This is a genomic window from Actinomadura sp. NPDC048032 (genome assembly GCF_040653175.1).
GTDB lineage: Bacteria > Actinomycetota > Actinomycetes > Streptosporangiales > Streptosporangiaceae > Spirillospora > Spirillospora verrucosospora.
In genome coordinates this window covers 1-2,782 of record NZ_JBEZJP010000667.1, presented here as the reverse complement: position 1 = coordinate 2,782, position 2,782 = coordinate 1, and the positions used below count along the sequence as shown (strand labels likewise).

At 74.9% G+C, this 2,782-nt stretch carries 3 protein-coding genes; all 3 read left to right on the top strand.

The genetic code is table 11. The annotated features are described in order from the left end of the window. Positions 1 to 858: homocysteine S-methyltransferase family protein (locus AB0C69_RS40820; protein ID WP_360361953.1), on the top strand; the 858-nt coding region annotated here is incomplete at its 5' end. Between the two features lie 37 nt (positions 859 to 895). Next, the gene (rfbB, locus tag AB0C69_RS40815; protein ID WP_345182123.1) at positions 896 to 1,894 is read left to right on the top strand and encodes a dTDP-glucose 4,6-dehydratase; all 999 of its coding nucleotides are present in this window, start codon (positions 896 to 898) and stop codon (positions 1,892 to 1,894) included. Beyond that, positions 1,891 to 2,782: class I SAM-dependent methyltransferase (locus AB0C69_RS40810; protein WP_360361950.1), on the top strand; the 892-nt coding region annotated here is incomplete at its 3' end. The genes rfbB and AB0C69_RS40810, both read left to right, overlap by 4 nt.

Sequence of the window (2,782 nt, the reverse complement as noted above, 5' to 3'; positions counted from 1 at the left end):
GTCGACGGCCCGTGGTGGACCAACCGGGCCATGAACACCGAGGCGGACCGCACGCGGCTGCGCGGGATCCACCAGGGCTACCTGGGCGCCGGAGCGCAGGTGATCACCGCCAACACCTTCCGGTGCAACCTGCGGGCGCTCAGCCGCCTCGGCCTCTTCGACGCCGGCCTGGCCTGGATGGTGCACGCCGCCGTGGGCGTGGCCCAGTCGGCGGTCCGCGCCGTCCAGGACGGGCGGGCGGACGGGCCGCAGGACGCGGACCGCCCCCTGGTCGCGGGCTCGGTAGGGCCGGTCGAGGACTGCTACCGGCCCGACCTGGTCCCTCCCGACGACGAGTTGCGGGACGAGCACCGCTGGCTGGCGACGGAGCTGATGCGGGTGGGCGTGGACCTCGTGCTGGTCGAGACGATGAACTCCGAGCGCGAGGCGCGCATCGCGCTGGAGGAGGTGCGGCGGGCGGGCGCCCGCGCCTGGGTCGGCTTCGTGTGCGACGCCGACGCCCGGCTGCTGTCGGGGGAGAAGCTGGCCGAGGCGGCCGCCGCCGCCGAACGGGACGGCGCCGAGGCCGTGCTCGTCAACTGCACCGCTCCCGCCGACAGCGAGACGGCGCTGCGGGCGCTGCGGGACGCCTGCTCGGGCCCGATCGGCGTCTACCCCAACATCGAGGACCGCGGCGGCATCCCCCGTTCGGCGCACGTCGACCGGCACGTCCCCGCCGCGATGGGGCCCGAGGAGTTCGCCGATCTGGTCGCCCGCTGGGACGCGGAGTTCTCCCTGGACGTGGTCGGCGGCTGCTGCGGCACGACGCCGGACCATCTGGCCGCGGCCCGCGACCGGCTGCTCCGGAGCGGGCGGTGAGGGTCCGCGGCGCCCGCCGCCGGGCGCGGGCCGGCTCATGAGGATCCTCGTGACCGGCGGCGCCGGGTTCGTCGGGTCCCACTACGTGCGCCGGCTCCTCGGGCCCGAACGGGCCGGGGGCGGCGCGCACCAGGTCACCGTCCTGGACAAGCTCACCTACGCCGGCAACCCGGCCAACCTCGACCCGGTGCGCCGCGCGCCGGGCTTCGCCTTCGTCCACGGGGACGTCGCGGACGCCGCGGTGGTCGACGACCTCGTGGCCGCCCACGACGCGATCGTCCACTTCGCCGCGGAGTCCCACGTCGACCGGTCGATCCGGTGCGCGCAGGACTTCGTCGTCACCAACGTCCTCGGCACGCAGACGCTGCTGGAGGCGGCGCGGCGCCACGGCACCGCCCCGTTCGTGCACGTGTCGACCGACGAGGTCTACGGGCCGATCGGGACGGGGCGGTGGAGCGAGCGGGACCCGCTGTCGCCGGGGAACCCGTACGCGGCGTCCAAGGCCGCGGCCGACCTCGTCGTGCTCGCCTGCCACCGGACCTTCGGGATGGACGTCCGGATCACCCGGGGCTGCAACACCTACGGCCCGTACCAGTTCCCCGAGAAGATCGTCCCGCTGTTCGTCACCGAGCTGCTCGACGGGGGGAAGGCGCCGCTGTACGGCGACGGGCTCCACGTCCGCGAGTGGCTGCACGTCGACGACCACTGCCGCGCCGTGCACCTGGCGCTGACGAAGGGCCGGGCGGGCGAGGTCTACAACGTCGGCGGCGTTCCGCTGACCAACCGCGAGCTGACCGGGCGGCTGCTCGCCCAGTGCGGCGCGGGCTGGGACGCGGTGTCGTACGTGGAGGACCGCAGGGGCCACGACCGCCGGTACGCGATGGACTGCACGAAGATCGCGGCGGAGCTCGGGTTCCGGCCGCGCCGGGACCTCGCCGCGGGCCTCGCGGAGACCGTCGCCTGGTACCGGGACAACCGCGAATGGTGGGAGCCGCTCACGATGCACGTGCCGCGGGACGTGGAGGTGAACTCGTGACGGCCGCGGGCATCGACCCCGTCGCCGTCAAGGAGGGACAGCGGGCCTCCTGGGACGCCCTCAGCGCGAACTGGGCGGCGGCGCAGGAGAGGTTCGAGCTCGGAGCCGCCGCGGTGACGCGGCGGCTGCTCGACCTCGGCGGCGTGCGGGAGGGCCAGGCGGTCCTCGACGTCGGGACCGGCCACGGGGAGCCCGCCCTGACGGCGGCCCGTCGGGTGGGGCCCACCGGGAGGGTGACCGGAGTGGACATCTCCCCGGCGATGCTCGACCTGGCCAGGCGCCGGGCCGAGGGCACGCCGAACCTCGTGTTCGCCGAGGCGGACGTGGAGTCCATCGACCTGCCGGCGGGCTCGTTCGACGTCGTGCTCAGCCGCTGGGGGCTGATGTTCGCGGTGGACCGCGTCGCCGCCTTCCGCGGCCTCGCCCGGCTCCTGGCCCCCGGGGGCGTGCTCGCCGCGGCGGTGTGGGGTGAGGCGCCGAGCGCGCCGGCGATCTCGCTGGGCTTCCGGGTGCTGAGCGAGCGGCTCGAACTGCCGCCCCCGCCGCCCGGAACGCCGGGCCCGTTCAGCATGGCCGACCCGGAGCGCCTCGCCGCCGAGGTGGCCGCGGCGGGGTTCGCCGACGTGTCGGTGACCGAGTTCGTCGTGCGGTTCCCGTTCGACTCCGTCGAGCAGTGCGTCGCGTTCACCAAGGCCGTGACGCCGCCGATGCTGCTGCGGAAGCTCGCGGAGCGCTTCGGCTCCGCGGACGACCCGGGCACGTGGCGGGCCTTCGCCGACGCCACCGGGCCCTACCGCTCCGGCGGCGAGGCGTTCATCGACGTGATCGTGTGTTCAGATGAACGCGGAAGAGAGATCGTTTCGGACCTGCGTGAGGAGTCAACGGCAT

What these genes read in the sequence shown, in the direction of transcription:
- rfbB (WP_345182123.1), top strand. Translation starts at nt 896, where the DNA reads ATGAGGATCCTCGTGACCGGCGGCGCCGGGTTCGTCGGGTCCCACTAC.